Genomic DNA, 19,608 nt, shown 5'->3' with positions numbered 1-19,608 from the left:
AGTATGCCTTTCTTCGCTCTTCATTATTCACTAAAAAATTATTCTATAATTTTTTACAGCTCTCTCTTATAATAAGTCTTGTATTAAAGACTATTCTTTCCGATCCCTTACTTTTGTTGGTGATTTTATTAGTATTTTTATCAATACACTTTAGCAACATTTCTGCTGCTGTTTCACCTAATGTATACATATTCTGATCTACTGTAGTAATCTTAGGCTCTGACAGCTTTGATATTATAATATTATCAAATCCTATTACAGAAATATCTTCTGGAACGTTTAATCCCATTCTTTTACAAGCATTTAACACTCCTAATGCCATAATATCATTACAGGCAAAAAAAGCTGTAGGAGCATTAGGATTATTTAGCACTTGTAATATAGTTTTCATAGTGTTGTCTACTGTGTAATCATTATTTCCATACCCAACATTAATAATTTTTATATACTGATCACATCCATACTTATCTAATATTTTCTTATAAACTCTTTCCTTTAAATCATAAGAATAGCTCTTCTCTCCTCTTACAAAAGCAATTTTCTTATGTCCTAAGGAAATGAGATATTCCATAGCTTCAATAGTTCCAGTTTCTTCGTTATTTAAAACAAAGTTACAATGGATTCCTTCATTATATCCATTTATGCAAACTAAAGGTACCTCTTTTGAGATTTTTTCATAAAATCCACTTTTTACATTTGTAGTCTGAGGGTCTATTACTATTATTCCATCTACCATTCTACCTAGTAATGATTTTACATATCTAATTTCCTCATTTTCATTGTTATCTGAATCACAAAGATAAATTGTATATCCTTTTTTTCTAAGTACACTATCAATTCCTTTAACTACAGTAGGGAAAAACAAATTGGTATTGCTAGGCACTATAATACCTACTGTATCTGTCTTTTGATTTATGAGTCCTCTTGCTAAAATATTTGGATGAAAATTCAACTTTTCAATTGCTTTTTCTACCCTTTTACGGGTTTCTTCTTTTACAGGATAATTATTATTTATAACTCTAGAAACAGTTGTTATAGAAACATCCGCTTCCTTTGCTACATCATCTATAGTAACTTTCATATATTCCTCCATAGAAAACCTTTTCTTATATTCATTATATTCTTTTTGTTATATAATTACAATAACAAAGTATTCTTCTAACTCAATTATGTTCTTATACTATAAATAAATATAGACAAAATACCTTAACTAGTATCTTGTCTATAACATTTGCTATATAATTCTTTATAAAACTTTTTAAACTGTATATTGAGAAGCTTCTTCCTTTAATTTATTAGATAATACTGACATGTCATATGCTAATTCTTTAATAGATTTAAATAGATTAAGTTGTTCTTCCATAGAAGCAAAAATTTCCTTAGAGTTTAATGCATTTTCCTCACCTAAGTCGGCAATAGTATTTATGGTTTCCTTAGTTTCCTTACAATTATTTGTTAAAGACGCTGTAGATTTTCTTATGTCATTTATATTAGAAGTTAATATGCTAGTATCTCCAGATATATCATTAAATAGATCTACAACTTGTAAAATAGATGTATTTTGTTTATATATCACATCTTTAACCTTGTCTATTTCACCAACTGTATTTTCTATAGAAGATTGAATATATGTAATCAAGTTATTTATCTCCTTAGTGGAATTAGCGGATTCTTCTGCTAATTTTCTAACTTCTTCAGCAACAACCGCAAATCCTTTTCCATATTCCCCTGCCCTTGCAGCTTCAATAGATGCATTTAAAGCTAAAAGATTAGTTTGCTCTGAGATACCCTCTATAACTCTAATTATACCTTCAATTTCTTTAGATTTTGATTGTAGTATCCTTATAGAATCTACAGCCTTATTTGATATATCTTCTGTTGCTTTAGTTTTACTTTCTTGATCCTTTAATATTTCTTCACCTTTGTTAATTTTGTTAATGACTTCCTCAGTTAAAATATTGCTATGTTCAGTATCTTTTAATATCTTTTCTAAATTTACATATAAATCATTTACTAAATTACTTCCATTTTCTGTCCATGCCTTTTCCTTATCTGCAGCCAAAGAAAGTTCCTTAGCAGAGGTTGTTATTTTTTCTCCTTTATTAACTATTTCATCCACTAAGCTATTATTATTTTCTGATAATGTTTTAGCTGCTGAACTCAAATTATCCATATCAACAATTAACTCTTTTAAACTGTCCATAGTAGTATTTAAATTATTTAATGTTTCATTATCATTCAAGATTTTTTCTTCTGTAATTCTATATGTAAAATCTCCATTTTGTAAATTATCCGCAAAATTATTTACTAGAATAAATGGCCTCATAAATTTTCTTATATTCTTACTTACAGATAAACTTCCAATGGTAATACCTGCAAAAACATAAAATATTATATTTAATAAAAAGTACATATCCGTTAGTTTTAGTACATAAGAGCTTATTATTCCTAATAAAAAAGTACATGGTATAACTGTGGCCATAGTTGTTATTACATAATTTCTTATTTTGTGCTCATTATTCTCTTTTAATTTACTCATAATGTCTTTCTCCTTAGATAATATTATTTTAAATTTAATTAAATATTTTATAATATACTATCGTTTGTAAGGAAAATAAATTTAGCAAACTTTTCACATTATAAGAAAAAATAGTGGGCTGTATCAAAAGGAATTTTCCATTTCTCTTGATACAGCCTAATACTCTTATGCATTATCTATCTTAAATTGTAAACCTTCTTCTCCAGTCATAGCTCTATTAATATATATAATTCCTGTTATAGCTGATATTGCATCAGCTATAGGATAAGCTAAACAAACTCCAATAAATCCAAAGAATTGTATCATCACTAATAATACCGGTATGAATATGAGTATTTCTCTGTAAATGGATAATATAAAAGAAGTTTTTGCTTCGCCCATAGCCTGATAGTAATATATAGCTACATAATAAATTACTACACATGGAAATATTGAAATAACTATTCTAAATGTTTTTATAGTCTCTACTAACAAGGTTTTATCTTTCATGAAAAATCCTATTATATCTTTTGCAAATATAAAAGTAATTAGCCATAAACAAGTAGTTAAAATTATATCCAACTTTATAGTCTTTGCAACAGCTTCTTTTACTTTTTCATAATTTTCTCGTCCATAGTTAAATGCTGCAATAGGCTGCATAGCTGAACTAACACCTATAACTGTTATAAATAAGAACATTGATACCTTTGTTATTACGCCAAATATAATTAGAGCTTCCTCTCCTACATGAATAACTAAAATATTATTTAATACAAATGATACCACTGCATCAGAACATTCCACAACAAAAGTTGAAAACCCTATAGTAATTATAGAAATTATTACTTCTTTATTAAAATTGAATTCTAATGCTAAATCAAATTTTTTTCTAACCTTTTCAAATCTATAACAAGCATATATGAAAGAAACTATTTGTGAAGCTACTGTAGCGATAGCAGCTCCCTTTACTCCCATAGATAGTTGAACTACTAGTGCATAGTCCACTATTACATTAAGAATGGCTCCAATAGATGTAGCTTTTAGAGTTATATTTGTATTACCAAGTCCTGTCATTATATAGCATACTACTACAGTTAAACACTGAAATACCCCTCCAAAAACTACTATTGAAATATAATCCCTAGCATAAGGAAAAATATTATAACTAGCTCCTAGACTTCTAATTATTCCATCTTTAAAAATAAAAATAATAGAAGTTAAAGTCAGTAAAATAACTACTGTAATACTTAAAGAATTGGCTATAATGGATTTTATATAATCATAGTCTTTTTCTCCTAGTCCCCTAGCAATAGATGTATATGCACCTATAGATATCATCAATCCTATAGACACTATTAACCTTTGTATTGGGAAAGCAATAGTTAATGCTCCTATACCATTTCCTCCAATTGTCCTACCAACAAAAACTGTATCCACCATATTGTACATTTCAGATACTAGCAGTGCTATTATAGCTGGTATAGCAAACTTAAATAAAAGTTTATTTGTACTCTTTTTACAAAACAGATCATCATTAATACTAATTTTCTCCACCACCCAATAAATTTTTCCTATACCTAAAGTATACATAATTACTAAAGTGTATGCATTCACTAAAGTTATGACTATACTGTATTATTTTAAGTATTTACTTTTATTCAAAATGGTGAAAAAAACTACAAATGCACCTAATTAAAAACCCTTTTGTACTTTTTGTAGAGTAATAAGTACCCCTCCATACCCCCCAACCTGTGATACTATATTGTAAATAGGGCTCTTTTTAGCAAAAAATAATTTCATTTCTGGAATAGATATCTTCTTTAATAATTCTATTTCTTCCTCATAAACTCTTTCTGGTCTTCCTATTGCAATCCAACTATCATAACATGAACCCTTCTTTTTATTAATACTATATTTTATAACTCTATAATCATAGGAAAGGGCTGCTAAATTTATAGAAAATTTTCTTTCTATAATATTATTAATTACTATTCTTTTATATAACTTTTCTAGCGGCATGGATTCTTCTAGTTCTTCATTATAGGAATATAATAATATTTGTATATCATCCTCACTCTTAGTTATAATATAGCCATCTCCTTTATCTATAACAGTATCTCCTAAATGAGAAAGGAAATAATATGCATAATAGGAAGGCTTTTTTAACCCCTGTTTATTTATAATTCCTTTTCCTCCAAAAAACAATTCATTGTTTATATTACATTCTTCATCAGATTCATCAAAAAGTTCAGGTACGGCTATATTATTATCTTCTTCTAAATACATTTGAATTATATATGGAATCATATAACAAGTATCATATATAGCATTGCATTCCCCTATAAATATTTCCTCTCCTAATACTTCCATATTCCAATTATCTTTAATGAAATTTGCAAGCTGCTTTTTATTTTTCTCTTTCAAATTATTAGAAACATAAAATCTCCACTTATCTATTTCATATTGTCCAAATATATCTTTAAAATATTGTATAAAACTTTCTAATAACTTAAATCCAAATTTTATATTATCAAATACACTATCCAAAAAAAATACTGGTGTTATCTCTAATGTCAATAATAATGTAACCACTTCTTTAATTTCATGCCAATAAAAAAATTCACTTTCTTCATCAGTAAAAACATTCGTATCCCTAGAAAATACTTCTTCTAATAATCCATATTTAAATCCTATGTTTCGTTGCACTTCGCTTAATATTTCTCTCCTATTATTAATTAATAACTTTCTTGCTTTTCCTATTTTTATAATATTATGCCATGTTTTATTTAAGGCTTGTCCTTCTGAATAAAAATCTACATCTATTTTTATAATTTTTCCTTGATAATTAAATCTTAAATAATCCTCTAAATAATAAGATACTTCCTCTAAGGCTTGCTTTATTGGATAAGATGTGAATTTCTTCATTTCCCTAAATTTTTCTTCATCTACCTTATATTTTTTCCTATATTGCATAGGAGTACATTTATAGTGTTTTTTGAAGTGTTTATTAAAATATCTTGTATGAGAAAACCCTAATTCCTCTGAAATCTCTGAAATAGTTTTATCTGTATCAAGTAAAAGTTTAATTGCTTCCTCTACTCTAGTTAAATTAAGAAAATCATTAAAACTATATCCTACTGTATTCTTTATTCCTGATGATAAATAGTGCGAACTTAAATATTCTCTTCTGGCTATGTCCTGAAGACTTATTTTATTATTATAATTTGAATATATGTATTTTATTATTCTATCGTATCTTTCAAATTGTTCCTCATTTTCCTTTAAACTATCTTCTTCATATATTAAATAGTGAAAATTATTTATAAGATGATATAAAAGCTCTACTAAAGTATCCTCTATAGCATCTTCATAATCCTCTCCCTTTTGAGCTCCTTCACACAAAATTATACTTAAGTATTTTCTTAATTGTTCATACTTTTCACCCTTTTGTGGATCCTTTCCTGATGATTCTGTATAAAAAAAGATATTATCTATATTATAAAATTTATCAAAAAATGAATTATCTATTTGGAATGTAATAATTCTATTATCTTTATCTTTGCTATAAATTCTATGAGCTTCATCAGAATTTATTATTTCAATTTCCTGCTCATTAACCACATGGGTTTCTGTTTCTATAGTTATTTTTACACTTCCTTTTAGTACATATACTATTTCCATAGCATCATGCCAATGCATTGGATATTCAATTATATTTTCATACCGAATTTTTATAGGTAAGTTATCCGTATAGTCTATAAATTCTCTCCTCATAATTTTATTTCTCCTAAACAATCTTATTTTATTAGACAATTATACATATTATATTATACCATATATATATAATAAAATTGTAATACCATTAAAGTCCAAATTTTTTCATTCGAAATATTCAATAATCAATACTTTCGTAAACTAATTAACTTACTATAATAAAAATTCAAAAGGAAGTGTAATTATGAATAATGGGATATTATTAGAAACTGGTACAGGAGAAGTTGAAATACTAGAATTTATAGTAAACAATAAACATTATGCTATAAATGTAATAAAAGTAAAAGAAGTTCTAGATGCTGATAATTTAACTAGACTACCTCAAACACATCCTGCTATAGCTGGATTAATTCTTTGTAGAAATGAAATAATAACTTTATTAGATCTACAATATGTTCTAGAAAACAAAAAACAAGATTTAAGTATTTGCAAGACAATTATATGCGAATTCAACAAAATTAAAGTAGCTTTTAAAATTGATAATATTGTAGGAGTACATCGTATTAAATGGGATCAAATAACTAAGCCTGATGATTTATCAACAAATTCATTAGTTATCGGAAATATAATTTTAAATAACAAAATTCTATTACTCTTAGACTTTGAAAAAATAGTAACAGATATTAACCCAAGCACTGGTATTAGTGAAGATAGAATCGTAGAAATAGAATATAAAGATAGATCTCATATTAAAATTGTTTTAGCAGATGACTCTGCATTAATAAGAAAATTACTTCTAGATACTCTTCATAAAGCTGGATTTAAAAATCTAACAATGTTTAATGATGGTAAACAAGCTCTAGATTATTTAAATAACTTATTTGAAAATAAGAAAGAAAACTTTATGGACGATGTTCAGCTACTTATAACCGACATTGAAATGCCTCAAATGGATGGACATACTCTTACAAGAAAAGTAAAAGAACATCCTGTTTTAAAAAGACTTCCTGTTATAATATTCTCTTCTCTTATAACGGATAATCTAAGACATAAAGGTGATTCTGTAGGAGCAGATGCTCAGTTAAGCAAACCTGAAGTGGGAGATTTAGTTAATTTAATAGACAAATATATAGCTGAAAATAACTACTAAAATATAGAATACAAATCATGGATAAATAATATATAAAAAACTATAATTTAACTTTAATGCTATAAAACATAGTGGGTAGATTGCAGTTTAAATTAAATTGCAATCTACCCACTAATTATTTATCTACTCATTACCTACTTTACATCTGTTATTTTTCTTTTATACTTTAAAACTTTTTTAATTTTTCATATGTTCTCTTCTAATAATTTTTCTATTCTACACTTGCATCTTTTTCCACCGCATCCACCAGAACCTGATCCTGTAATCTTATTTATCTCCTCTACGGTTTTTGCACCTGCTTTAATTGTATCCTTTATTTTAGCTCTTGATATTGCTTTACATATACATACTTTTGTTAACTTATCTAATACATCTTTATTCAAATTCTGTTCCATGATTCACCTCTAAATTATTAACTAGAACTACATTCATTATCTATTTCTTCAAGGTTCTTCTCTTCCTTACTATTATGGTATTTATCTAAAAATTTATCTATATAAATTTTTATTACTGCCATAGTAGGTACTCCTAAAAGCATACCTATAGGTCCATAAATTCCTCCACCTAAAGTTACTGCAAAAATTATTAAAAATGGACTTAATCCAACCTTGTCTCCTATTAGTTTAGGATCTAGATACCATCCATCAAACTGTTGTAGTAAAAATAAAAATAGTAACACTACAAAAGCTTTTATTGGACTGAAGAATAAATTTATAATAAATCCTACTACCATACCAATAAAGGGACCAAAGTAAGGTATCATATTAGTTACTCCAACTACTAAAGCTATAATAACTAAATACGGAGATTTTATTATACTTAAACCTACAACTGCAATGGCAGCTATAATTAAAGAATCTATAGCCTTTGTTCCAATATATAATCCTATCATATAATGAATATTTTTAAAGAATCCTATAAATCTGTTGCCATTCTTTTCTTTTAATACTATATATATAGTTTCTTTAATTACTTCAATGAATTTTTCCTTATCAGAAAGTACATATATGGATATTATGAACCCAAATATCCATTTTACAAAGGAATTAGTAAAGGATAAAGTTTTATCTAATAGACCATTTAAAATAGTAGCTACAATATTACTCAACTTACCAACTATAAAATCTGGTTTAACATTTAAACTTCCTGTAGAATTTAAAATGTTTTGTATTCCTTCGTTACTAAGTAAATTATTAAACCAATTTTGTAAGATAACTGCAAATTGTGGAATATTCTTCAACATGTCCATAATATTAGAAGTTATCTTTGGTAATAGATACACAGAAAAAATGGTTATTAATACTATAATTAAAACATAAGTAATTAAAATACTAATTCCCCTTTTGAGTTTAAATCTTTTTTCAAAGAATGTCATAATAGGATTTAAAATATATGCTATTATAAGCGCATATATAAATGGTGATATTATTGATAACAGCTTTCCTAACCCTATAAATATAATTTTATAATTATCTATAACCTTAATAGATAAATAAGCTATAAGAATGGCAATAATTAAATCAAAGTATCTAAATCTTTTGTTTTTATAAAACTGCAAACTGTTCACTCCTCTTTTATCTAAAATATACCATAATACTTATTATATCTTATATCCAAAGAAAAATCTTTTAATACAATGTAAATTTTTTGTCTATATTTAATTTTAAAGCATACGAACATTTATTAAAACCAAATATGTGTATTTATCTGTACTAATACAGAGGATACATATAAAAAATTCTAATAACATTCGCAAATCATATTGACTTTAACGTTCGTATTTGCTAATATGTACAAGTGCTAAATTCACTAAAATATTCAAAGCAAAATATATAACAAACTGCAAAGGAGTATACTATGAAATCATCAGTTAATTCACAACAAAGTTTTTTAGAATCATATTTTAAACTAAATGAAAACAAAACTACAGTAAAAACTGAAATTTTAGCAGGAATTACTACCTTTATGACTATGTCATACATATTAGTAGTTAATCCTAGCATTCTATCAGATGCTGGAATGAATTTTGGTTCTGTATTTACAGCTACTGCATTAGCTGCAATAGTTTCAACTCTTTTAATGGGATTATATGCAAAATTACCTTTTGCTCAAGCACCAGGTATGGGACTTAATGCTTTTTTCGCTTATACCATGGTTATTGGTATGGGACATACTTGGCAATTTGCATTAACCACAGCATTTTTAGAAGGAATATTGTTTATTATACTTACAGCATTTAATGTTCGTGAAGCTATAATTGGATCTATACCAGACAATGTAAAAAAAGCTATTTCTGTGGGAATTGGACTTTTCATAGCTTTTATTGGACTTGAAAATGCCAAAATAGTATTACATCCTAAATCTGGGACTATACTAGCTTTAGGAAATATACTTGATCCTGTTCCATTACTTGCAATTATAGGTATTGTAATAACTGGTATTCTACTTGCAAGAAATATAAAAGGAGCTTTACTTATAGGCATTATTGTTACAACTATTATAGGAATTCCTATGGGAATCACAAAGCTTCCATCAGCTCTTGTAAGTGCACCACCAAGCATAAGTCCTATATTTTTAAAGTTTGAATGGAATCATATATTAAGTAAAGATATGTTTATAGCATTATTTACTTTATTGTTTATGGATATGTTTGATACTGTTGGAGCTTTGGTAGGAGTATCTACTAAAGCTGGAATGATAGATGAATTTGGAAATGTACCAAGAGCAAAACAGGCTTTACTTTCCGATGCTATAGGAACTACATTAGGTTCATGTTTTGGTACAAGTACTGTATGTACATTTTTAGAAAGTGCTTCAGGAGTAGCCGCTGGTGGTAAAACTGGTCTTACTGCTGTATCTACTGCAGTAATGTTTATACTGGCATTATTCTTATCACCATTATTTTTAATGATCCCAGCTGCAGCTACTGCACCATCATTAGTATTAGTAGGATTATTTATGATGTCCCCAATAAAAGAAATAGATTTTACAGATTTTACAGAAGCTATTCCAGCTTTTCTTACTATAATAATGATGCCTTTAGCTTATAGTATTTCCGATGGATTAATATTTGGTATTATTTCATATGTATTATTAAAGGTATTTACAAATAAAGCTAAAGAGGTATCCGTAGCAACCTATATAATAGCAGCGTTATTTATCCTTAAATTTTTCATATAAATAAAACCATAAAGGCAGGTAATTTTTTACCTGCCTTTAGTATTTTGTTTATAATCTATAAACTCTTTTACTGTTAAAAAAACTTCTTTGTATCCAAGTTTTTTACATAACTGAGTTACATGAGGTAATTCTAAATACGCCTTTTTTAATTCCTCATCATGTGAAAAAACTTCCCTAGTATCTCCATCAAAAAGAACTTTTCCTTGATTAAACACAAGGGTTCTCTCAAAATTTTCTGCTACAAAATCCATATCATGTATTATAGTTATTACAAGTTTACCTTTTCCCTTTAAATTATTTATTATTTCTTTAACTTTTTCTTTTCCTGTATAATCCTGAGCTATAGTTGGTTCATCAAAAATTATAACATCCGTATCCATTGCTATTATTGAAGCAATGCTAATCAACTTTCTCTCAGATAATGTAAGGTCATATGGATTTGCATCTATTTTATCTTTAAGTCCAACCATTTCTAAAGACTCAATTGAAATCTTCTTAGCTTTCTCATTATCTTGTCCTATATTTAAAGGTCCAAACATTACTTCATCTATTACCTTGTTTTTAAATATTTGATCATTAGGATTTTGAAACACAAGTCCTATATAAGATGCCAAATTAGCTACAGTACTTTCTTTTGTATCTATACCATTTACAATAATATTTCCCTTAGTTGGTTTTAATAATCCCTTAAGTAGCTTTACAAAAGTAGTTTTACCAGCTCCATTTTGTCCAATTATTGCAGTACTTCTATTATCAAATTCTAAATTTATTCCTTTTAATATTTCTTCTTGTGGGGTATATGAAAAATGTAAATCTTTTATTGCTATTTTACTCTCCATTATTGTTCACCACCAAATCATAAGCTTCATTTAGAGTAATTGGATAATATCCTGTATTAGGATTTTTAATATTGAGATTTCTACATATTTCTGTAAAAGCAGGTTCTTTTACTCCATACTTTCTCAAATCATCTCTTGAAAATATCTTTACTGGCTTATCAAAATTTACAATCTCACCATTATATAAAAGCATAACCCTATCAGAATACTGAGCTATCTTTTCTATTTTATGCTCAACCATTATAACTGTCATTCCTTCTTTACTTAAATCATATACAGCTTTAAAAACTTCCTCTGAACCTTGAGGATCTAATTGAGAGGTTGGCTCATCTAAAACTATTATATCCGGCTTCATTGCTATTATGCTTGCTATAGCCATTCTCTGCATTTGCCCTCCAGATAAATCAAATGGATTTCTATCCTTAAACTTGTATATGTTTAGTAATTTTAAAGAATAATCTATTCTTTCAATCATTTCTTCTCTTGACAATCCCATATTCTCAAGTCCAAAAGCAATTTCTTCATAAACTGTAAGTTTAGAACCTGTAACTTGTGTAAAAGGATTTTGGAACACTATGCCTACCTTTACTGATAGCTCACTTATTGATGTTTTACTCACTTCTAATCCATCTACTAAAACCCTTCCTCCATAAGCACCCTTAAAAAAATTTGGTACCAAACCCGTTAAGGCTTGACATAGGGTAGATTTTCCTGAACCATTTTCTCCTATTATCCCTATAAATTCTCCTTGTTCTACTTCAAAAGATAATCCCTTTAATGCCAGCTCTTCTGTCAATGGATATTTATATTTTAAATTTTCTACAATTATCTTTTTCATAAAACAACCCTCCATATAATAGATAAAATTATTGCTGCAAATAATACTATTCTTATAACTGTATTGAAATTACCATACTTCTGATCATTTAAAAAACTTTTCTTATTACTTGCGTTAAATCCTCTAACCTCTAAAGCCATTGATCTTTCCCTTGTGGCAATAAGAGAATTCATTACAACAGGTCCTATGAGTGGAAAGAAAGCTTTAATTCTTGTACTTAATTTTCCTTCTGTCTCCATTCCCCTAGACCTTTGAGCATCCATTATTGTTTCCATAGTAGATGTCATTTGTGGTATTATTTGAAGTACTGAACTCAAAACATAGCCTATTTTTGCTGACAATCCCTTTCTTACTAAAGCTTCTATTAAATCTGAAGGTTTAGTAGTTAAAACAAGTATGGCAAAAGCACTTAATATATTTATAACTCTTAAGCATATTAATAGTGCGTACATTAATCCTTCTTTGTAAAAAGTAACATTTCCTAAATTAAATAATGGAGTCTTATTTGATGAATTGAACAATCCTTGTATTATAATTATTGATAAAAGTATTATTAAACTAAAGTTTATTATTGGTATAACCTTCTTGAATACTTTACCAATAATTAGACAAACTATACTTGCAAACATACATATAGCCGCTGAAGTCTTAGTTGGTATTATTAATGTAACTGCAATCATTGTAATTATATAAAAAATTTTACTTATAGGATCAACTTTATGAATAAATGATTCCTTATCTTCATACAAACTTAATGCTTTCACCCTTTTCACCCTTTCAAATTTTAAAAATACATTTGTAATATTACAAATGTATTTTTACTAAACTAATTATAGTTTTTGAATTTCATCTTTATTGCTATACAAAATTGTAAGCTTACTTGGAAGGCCTTTAAATATACCATAACTTATTACAAGAGTAGCTACTTTATCTGGTAAATCAACCACTAATTCATCTAAAAAAGAAGCTATCCACACTGGAGATCCTTTTGCAATTAAAACTGCATATAATGCATCTCCCCATACATTGCCTGTTTGTCCTCCCCAAAAAGCTATATTAATTGGTGTTGAAACAACAGCAGCTATACAAGCAACAATCAATCCTGTAATTATTGCTTTTCCTATATTACTTATGAATCCTTTATACGCAAAAATACCCACAACAATTCCAATAGCAACACTTGTTAATCCATAAATGAACGAAATAGGATCCATAGTTAATCCATAAATAATATTGTTTATAGCTCCACTAATTGCTCCAACAATTGGCCCAGCCATCATACTTGCTAACATAGTTCCAATTGCATCCAGCCATAACGGAAGTTTTAGCACACCTGCAAATAACTTTCCGATGTAGTTAATTCCAACGGCTGCTGGTATAAGCACCAATGAAGCTGTAGAAAGTTTAAATGACCACATACTTTTTTTACTCATTATTACTCCTCCTTATATCTAATTATAATGTTTTCCCACTATTTAATTTTACAATTCCCTCCAATGCTGTCAATATTTCTTTTTTCTCTCCATCCATAGAATCGTTATCTCCATCTACATATTCATTTATACCACTTTCTAAATTTCCGTCACTTTCTACTACTACATTTAGTATAGAAGCTGTTTTAATATTTCTTAATCTTCCTATTACAAATAAAGCTGCACTTTCCATATCTGCCCCAAGAACATTCTTTGTTTTCCAATAATTATCTATATTTTCTTCTTCATCAGTATAAAAACTATCATGACTTCTTATAACACCATGATGATATACAAATTTTTGTTCTTTTGCACTTTCTATCAAACTTTGAACAACTTTAAAATCCGCAACAGCAGGATATTCAGTTTCTACATATGTTTTAGAAGTTCCCTCATCTCTTACAGCTGCAGTACCTATTATTAAATCTCCTAATTTAATATTATCTTGAAGTGCTCCACAACTACCTATTCGTATAATAGTATCTACTCCTATATTTTTTAGTTCTTCAACTGCAATTCCAGTAGAGGGACCACCTATTCCCGTAGAAGTAACTATCACTTTTACTCCCTTATAATATCCAACTACAGATTTAAACTCTCTATTATTTGCTATTTCTTTAGGCTCTTCTAAAAACTCCTTAACTCTATCTACTCTTTTAGGATCTCCCGGTACTATTGCATACTTTACATTAGCATCTTTTGAACATCTAATATGTGGCTCATATTGTTCCATTTATCCTACCTCCAATTTAATAAATTCTACTAACTTCTTCTTCATTTTCTAGCTTGTCTAAATCCTTAATTATTATAGTGTTATTGTTTACATTTATTATGCTTTTTTCTTTTAAGCTATGTAAAACTCTGTTAATACTTCTTTCAGTTACAGCTAGTTGGCTGCTTAATTTATCTTTTTTAATATTTATTGCTATATCATATTTTTTGTTTATATTTTTATCTATGGAATCCAATAAATACTTACACAATCTTTGTTTTAGTGGATATAGTGTATCTTGAGCTGCTTTTTTAGATAACCTGTAAAATTCACTACATAAAGTTTTAGTTATGTATTCACTAATATTTCTATCCACTTCTATCCATCTTAAAAAATATTCCCTTTTAAGCTGCAAAACAGTAAGATCAGTTATAGCTTCTATAGAACAGCTAAAAGGCACTCTATTAAATATTTCAAGTTCCCCTATGAAATTCCCCTTATTATATATTGACTGAGAGTATCTTTTCCCATTTTCAGACATGACAAAAACGTCTGCAATTCCATCAACGATTATATAAAAATAATCATAAATTTCCCCTTGATTCAGTATAACGCAGTCTTTGTCATACTTTTTAATTTCCCATCTTTTAAGTATGTCATAAGGACAATACTTTAACATATTATATATTTCAGGGGTACTCTCTATAATCTGTACTACTTTATATATATTCATTTTCTCTCTCCTCTTTAATAATAGAATTTTTAAACCTTTTCATAAAGGACAAATGTCCTAATCACTATTATAATTATATACTAAATAATTCCTTTTCATCACAAAATAAAACACAATACTTAAATATTCTTAAGTATTGTGCAAAATCGCTATACAAATATTAAATTTATATAGCACTTTATTTAAATTCTATATACTATCTATAATCTTCCATTAATAAAATCACTCTCTATTTACATTAGGCTTTAACTTATCAATTAAGGATAAAATAAAAGCTATAACACAAATTGTACATGCACAAATGTAAACTATTCTCATAGCATAAATGAACACATCTCCTCTGCCTTGAACATAACTCAACACTTTATATCCTATTTTATAACTCATTCTATTATATAAAATAGTAGTAGCTGCACATACTCCAAATACAAAACCTAAATTTCTTACTAATGCATTTACACTACCAGCAATACCTAGTTTATGCTTTGGAACAGTAGACATAACAAGAGAGTTATTAGGAGACTGAAAAAGTCCATTTCCTATACCTAATAATCCAACTGATATAACTATAGTATAAACACTAGAAATTTCTTTTAGATTAGACATAAATATAAATCCTATAGTTACAACTAAAAGTCCACTTAAAGTTAATATTTTACTTCCAATTTTATCTGACAAATGTCCGCTAATTGGAGCTACTAAAGTAAGTGTTACCGGGTATACTGTCATAATCATTCCTGTCTTAGCAGGAGAAAACTTTAACACATCTTGTAAATAAAAAGGATGTATTATATTTACACAACTTAAAGCAGTAAAAGATATAAATGCACATAGTACATTTATAGAAAACACTCTGTTTTTAAATATAGTAAAATCTAATAAAGGTTGATTAACTTTGTTCTCAATTAAAACAAATACTATAAAAGATATAATTGAAATTATAAAACTTATAATTATATATGTATTTTCATATCCAATATGCTGTCCAATAATCATACTTGAAAATAAAGTTACAACAAAAATAAAAAACAATACTGCTCCTTTAATATCTAACCCTTCCTCTTTCTTCTTACTGGTTTTAGGAAGAACTTTTATAGCAAATATAAACGTAATAATACCTACAGGTATATTAATTAAAAATATATATTGCCAACTAAGTATTGATATTATAAATCCTCCTAAAGGTGGACCTACAAGTGTTCCTAATGCTACAAATGTTCCTGAAATGCCTAATGCCCTTCCTCTTTCATTTCCCGGGAAAACCTGAGTTATTATACCCTGATTAGTTGCCATAGTCATAGCAGCGCCTATTGCCTGCACCACCCTAGAAAAGACTAAAAATCTTAAATCAGAAGATATTCCACATAACAATGAACCAAATGCAAATATTATTAATCCATATTTAAAAACTGTTGTCTTTCCTTTTATATCTCCTAATCTTCCAAAGATTAAAATAGTAGCAGATATAATTATAAGATAACTAGTAACTACCCATTCTATTGAAGCCATAGAAACAGACAATTTTTTAGACATAATAGGCAATGCTACATTTACTATACTACTATCTAGACAGGCCATAAAAGGCTGCATTACTACAATAGCTAATATGAGCCATCTATTTTTATACTCATCGCTTTGTATATTCTCTGCCATAATAATATTATCTCCTTTCCTCTTTAGTATGGTAAAAACATACTTAATTATATACTAACCCAAATAAAAAAGTGAACTACACTTTTATCTACAATAAAAAACATACTAGATAATTACCTAGTATGTCAAATAATATAATACATTAAACATTATCAAAAGCTACATTAATTTCAATTGGAATGCTATCTACCAGCAACTCTACACATAAAGCTTTGTCTGTATTAACTTTAACTTCAATTTTCTCTCCATAAATTAAGGTAGGTGTAGATATATTTATGCTTGTACCTATATTTGAAAAATTTATGCTTGCATTAGCAGTGAGCATGTTTGAAAGTTCCGATAAAGCACTTTGTGCCATATCATCTAAATCATTTACAGGCATACCCATCATCATTTTTGATGCAATTTTTTTAGCACTTTCTATATCCATCCCATAAATAACGTTACCCTTAATATCTCCTACAATACCTAAATTTATAAGAACACCTGCACTCTGAATCTTTTTTTCTTTTACATCCACTTTACGTTTTTCAACATTACTAAAGCCAAGTTGTGGCATTACTGAATAAACTGATTCAATAAATGGATTAACTAAATTTACATCCATTGCTCTTCACCTCTTTTGAAACCAACATTTAAATATATATCTCCAAAAACAGTTTTACCAATAACAGAAGTGGTTGGCAAGAAAGCATTTGATATCTTCAAGGAATCACCATGAAATACTGTAGGAGGAGCTACACGTAATCCATATGCCTTATTTTTGCGGTTAAGCATTGAACATGCATTTCCTGCCACAATATTAGCTAATTCTCCTACCATTGCTAAACATTCATCCATATCCTTAGCTTCTCTTTTTAAAATAGCTTTTGCCATATTATTAGCAGTTTCATAAGATAAATCCATTATCATTCTTCCAGCATATTTTCCTATAATTCCAACTACTACTGATATACCATTTGAAATTTCTATTTTACCTGAACTACTTTCATCGCAGAATGAAGGTATAGTTTTAGTGAGCCTATTAAGATTGTTTGAAAAAGCCTCTTTAAATACCATAAAATTCATTTCTTTTAAAATATTAAACAATTGTTCTTCAAACATTATACCATCTATTACAGAAATAAGTTCTTCAGCATCTACAGGCTTTTGCACATATCCTGCCACTTTATTTTCCTTGGCCTCTTTTACAATCTCATCATCCATCATAGAGCTTACAATTATAACTTTTATATTTTTATCAATATTATGAATAGCTCTAGTACACTCTAAGCCATCTGTTCCTGGAAGTGTCATATCCATAGTTACTAAATCCGGCTTTTTTTCTGTCATTAATTCAATAGTTTCCTGCAATGATGTAGCACAACCAACCACTTCATGTCCACTTTCTTCTAATATATCTTTTAGAATACTTATTGAAAATTGGGAGTCATCAACAATTGCAATTCTTAATTTTTTCATTTAACTCACCTTCCACATTATAAAATATTTGTTAATTCAAGTTGCATATTTACCCTATTTTTCTACATATTATGTTTTAATTATACTTTATTTGTGCTTTGTTAGTCTATATTTTTTATAATATATTAAATAATATTTTTAATTCTATTATTTATATTTTTTAAAAATATATTTGACTCCAACATCAATTACAATATAATATATTTTTATATAGTATATTTGGAGGGAATTTGACAATGGAATCTTTACAAAAACTAATTTACACAATGAAAAATGACAAAAAATATTTAATAATATATGAAATTATAATGGCTATATTATCTTTAATTTGTCTTTTAATAACAATTGTATTCTTTGTATCTCACGGACTAACCCTATGGGAAAAACATACATTAGATATTGTAAATGATGTAATAATATTTATTTTTACTATAGATTACTTTACAAGATTTATTTTTTCGCAGAATAAAAAGAAGTTCTTTATAAAAAATATAGTTGATCTAATAGCTATTGTACCTATTGACCCTCTTTTTCAGTCACTAAAGATGGCCCGTTTAGTTAGATTTCTTAAAATAATAAAAATTATCAAAATGATAGCGTTCTACTATAAATTTAGAAGAAATATAGATAATTTCCTAAAAACAAATAATTTCAACTATATATTATGGATTACTTTAAGTATATTACTACTTGGTGCCTTAGGTATACATCTTTCTGAAAATATGTCTTTTGGTAACGCTCTTTGGTGGTCCTTTGTAACAGCTACAACAGTAGGATATGGGGATCTTTCGCCTAAGACAACCCTAGGAAGACTTATAGCAGTATTTTTAATGCTCACTGGAATAAGCTTTTTAAGTATGCTTACTGGAACTATAGCTACATTTTTTATAAATAAGGGAAAAAATAAAGGCATAACTTATAAATCAGAAACTATAAAGAATATAAAAAACAAGTTAGATCACTTTGATTCATTATCTAATGAAGACGTGGATAATATATGTAAGGTGTTGAGAGGGCTTAAAAATGAGTAATACTCATTTTTAAAAAATTGTGACCATTTTTTTAGAGTACAGATAACAAAGCACAAAGTACAGAGATAGTGATTATTAAATCAAATTCCTAAATTAGCTAATCTTGCAGTCTATCGACTAAGTTTTTATGGCATTAAATTATGATATTTACTCTTAATTCAATAATAAACTACACACTATTCATTAATCCCTTCATGCCACGAATAGTGTGTAGTTTAGAAACTCTATTTAATAAATGAAAACTTATTTTCACATGGAGAAAATTTCTCCTCATCTGTACTCTTTGCTCTGTACTCTAAAAAATTAC

At 27.7% G+C, this 19,608-nt stretch carries 18 protein-coding genes; 3 read left to right on the top strand and 15 right to left on the bottom strand.

What is annotated here, in order from left to right; translation table 11 throughout:
- Positions 1-43 precede the first annotated feature (43 nt).
- The 4 genes from T514_RS0118015 to T514_RS0118000 form a co-directional block, all read right to left on the bottom strand.
- A complete protein-coding gene (locus T514_RS0118015; protein ID WP_027626034.1) occupies positions 44-1,081 on the bottom strand; it encodes a LacI family DNA-binding transcriptional regulator in 1,038 nt (345 codons plus the stop codon).
- A gap of 177 nt (positions 1,082-1,258) precedes the next feature.
- On the bottom strand, positions 1,259-2,539 hold the full coding sequence (locus T514_RS0118010; protein WP_034869601.1) for a methyl-accepting chemotaxis protein: 1,281 nt from the start codon (positions 2,537-2,539) through the stop codon (positions 1,259-1,261).
- 165 nt (positions 2,540-2,704) lie between these two features.
- Complete coding sequence (locus T514_RS0118005; protein WP_027626032.1) at positions 2,705-4,063, bottom strand: MATE family efflux transporter; 1,359 nt, start codon at positions 4,061-4,063, stop codon at positions 2,705-2,707.
- A 147-nt stretch (positions 4,064-4,210) separates the two neighbouring features.
- Positions 4,211-6,292, bottom strand: coding sequence for a helix-turn-helix domain-containing protein (locus tag T514_RS0118000; protein ID WP_027626031.1), 2,082 nt, complete (start codon positions 6,290-6,292; stop codon positions 4,211-4,213).
- A 184-nt stretch (positions 6,293-6,476) separates the two neighbouring features.
- Here T514_RS0118000 and T514_RS0117995 point away from each other — a divergent pair, with 184 nt between their 5' ends.
- On the top strand, positions 6,477-7,382 hold the full coding sequence (locus tag T514_RS0117995; protein ID WP_027626030.1) for a chemotaxis protein: 906 nt from the start codon (positions 6,477-6,479) through the stop codon (positions 7,380-7,382).
- A 185-nt stretch (positions 7,383-7,567) separates the two neighbouring features.
- On the opposite strand, the gene T514_RS0117990 is transcribed toward T514_RS0117995, so the two are convergent.
- Entirely contained in the window at positions 7,568-7,777 is a 210-nt protein-coding gene (locus tag T514_RS0117990; RefSeq protein WP_027626029.1) for a (2Fe-2S)-binding protein, read from the bottom strand.
- Positions 7,778-7,794: 17 nt separating this feature from the next.
- A complete protein-coding gene (locus tag T514_RS0117985) occupies positions 7,795-8,940 on the bottom strand; it encodes an AI-2E family transporter (RefSeq protein ID WP_027626028.1) in 1,146 nt (381 codons plus the stop codon).
- 299 nt (positions 8,941-9,239) lie between these two features.
- Between T514_RS0117985 and T514_RS0117980 the strand changes: the two genes are divergently transcribed.
- Positions 9,240-10,562, top strand: coding sequence for an NCS2 family permease (locus tag T514_RS0117980; RefSeq protein WP_027626027.1), 1,323 nt, complete (start codon positions 9,240-9,242; stop codon positions 10,560-10,562).
- 26 nt (positions 10,563-10,588) lie between these two features.
- Here the strand turns inward: T514_RS0117980 and T514_RS0117975 are convergent, their stop codons facing one another.
- The 9 genes from T514_RS0117975 to T514_RS0117935 form a co-directional block, all read right to left on the bottom strand.
- Positions 10,589-11,401, bottom strand: coding sequence for an energy-coupling factor ABC transporter ATP-binding protein (locus T514_RS0117975; RefSeq protein WP_027626026.1), 813 nt, complete (start codon positions 11,399-11,401; stop codon positions 10,589-10,591).
- Positions 11,391-12,239: an energy-coupling factor ABC transporter ATP-binding protein gene (locus tag T514_RS0117970; protein ID WP_027626025.1), complete on the bottom strand. Its 849-nt coding sequence runs from the start codon at positions 12,237-12,239 to the stop codon at positions 11,391-11,393. The genes T514_RS0117975 and T514_RS0117970 overlap by 11 nt, the downstream gene beginning before the upstream one ends.
- Positions 12,236-13,003 (bottom strand): energy-coupling factor transporter transmembrane component T family protein, encoded by a 768-nt coding sequence (locus T514_RS0117965; RefSeq protein ID WP_027626024.1) that lies wholly within the window; start codon positions 13,001-13,003, stop codon positions 12,236-12,238. The genes T514_RS0117970 and T514_RS0117965 overlap by 4 nt, the downstream gene beginning before the upstream one ends.
- A 66-nt stretch (positions 13,004-13,069) precedes the next feature.
- Positions 13,070-13,672 (bottom strand): membrane protein, encoded by a 603-nt coding sequence (locus T514_RS0117960; protein WP_027626023.1) that lies wholly within the window; start codon positions 13,670-13,672, stop codon positions 13,070-13,072.
- Positions 13,673-13,694: 22 nt separating this feature from the next.
- Positions 13,695-14,444, bottom strand: coding sequence for a nucleoside phosphorylase (locus T514_RS0117955; protein ID WP_027626022.1), 750 nt, complete (start codon positions 14,442-14,444; stop codon positions 13,695-13,697).
- A gap of 16 nt (positions 14,445-14,460) precedes the next feature.
- On the bottom strand, positions 14,461-15,156 hold the full coding sequence (locus tag T514_RS0117950) for a Crp/Fnr family transcriptional regulator (RefSeq protein WP_027626021.1): 696 nt from the start codon (positions 15,154-15,156) through the stop codon (positions 14,461-14,463).
- Positions 15,157-15,378: 222 nt separating this feature from the next.
- Positions 15,379-16,809, bottom strand: coding sequence for an MFS transporter (locus T514_RS0117945; protein ID WP_027626020.1), 1,431 nt, complete (start codon positions 16,807-16,809; stop codon positions 15,379-15,381).
- A gap of 142 nt (positions 16,810-16,951) precedes the next feature.
- Positions 16,952-17,416 (bottom strand): chemotaxis protein CheX, encoded by a 465-nt coding sequence (locus T514_RS0117940; RefSeq protein ID WP_027626019.1) that lies wholly within the window; start codon positions 17,414-17,416, stop codon positions 16,952-16,954.
- Positions 17,407-18,270, bottom strand: coding sequence for a response regulator (locus T514_RS0117935; protein ID WP_027626018.1), 864 nt, complete (start codon positions 18,268-18,270; stop codon positions 17,407-17,409). Before T514_RS0117935 ends, T514_RS0117940 begins: the two co-directional genes overlap by 10 nt.
- 236 nt (positions 18,271-18,506) lie before the next feature.
- On the opposite strand from T514_RS0117935, the gene T514_RS0117930 reads away from it, so the two are divergent.
- The gene (locus tag T514_RS0117930) at positions 18,507-19,301 is read left to right on the top strand and encodes a potassium channel family protein (RefSeq protein ID WP_242850629.1); all 795 of its coding nucleotides are present in this window, start codon (positions 18,507-18,509) and stop codon (positions 19,299-19,301) included.
- The last annotated feature ends 307 nt before the right edge of the window (positions 19,302-19,608 follow it).

Origin of the sequence: Clostridium lundense DSM 17049 (assembly GCF_000619945.1) — a bacterium.
Lineage (GTDB): Bacteria > Bacillota > Clostridia > Clostridiales > Clostridiaceae > Clostridium_AO > Clostridium_AO lundense.
Note: the sequence above shows the minus strand (reverse complement) of the source record. Positions and strands in the feature narration are given on the sequence as shown.